At 67.9% G+C, this 449-nt stretch carries 1 protein-coding gene; it reads right to left on the minus strand.

Going from position 1 to position 449, the window contains the following annotated elements:
• Positions 1-147: 147 nt before the first annotated feature.
• A partial coding sequence (locus EOA86_RS38080) for an alpha/beta hydrolase (protein ID WP_164892482.1) occupies positions 148-449 on the minus strand: 302 nt, incomplete at its 5' end.

Genomic DNA, 449 nt, shown 5'->3' on the forward strand with positions numbered 1-449 from the left:
ACCTTCTCCCCGTGAAGGGCGGGGAGGGGCTTGGCCGCAACGCTGGCGATCCCCTCTCCCCGTTGTTCACGGGGAGAGGGTAAGGGGTGAGGGGCAGCGCCAACGCTCTGGTAAGGGCGAAGGGGGCAAATCACACCAGCCTTGTCACTACAACCACTCGCCCTTGCCAAGCGTGGCGATGGCGGCGACGATGCGGGTGAACGCCTCGCTGGCCCGCGGCACGGTTTTGCGGGCGCGCATGAAGCTGTGCACGAGGCGCGGCTCTTCGTACCACCAGGCGCGACCGCCGGCGGCAAGGATGCGGTCGCGATAGGCTTCGCCGTCCGACGACAACGGGTCGCATTGCGCGGTGACGACGACCGTCGGCGGCAGGCCAGAGAAATCGCTGTCGCGCAGCGGCAGGAAGGTCGGGTCGGCTGGTGACTGTGTCTTGCCGGAGCGGACTTGTC

It is taken from the genome of Mesorhizobium sp. M5C.F.Ca.IN.020.32.2.1 (assembly GCF_004023105.1).
In the GTDB taxonomy this organism is placed as follows: domain Bacteria; phylum Pseudomonadota; class Alphaproteobacteria; order Rhizobiales; family Rhizobiaceae; genus Mesorhizobium; species Mesorhizobium wenxiniae.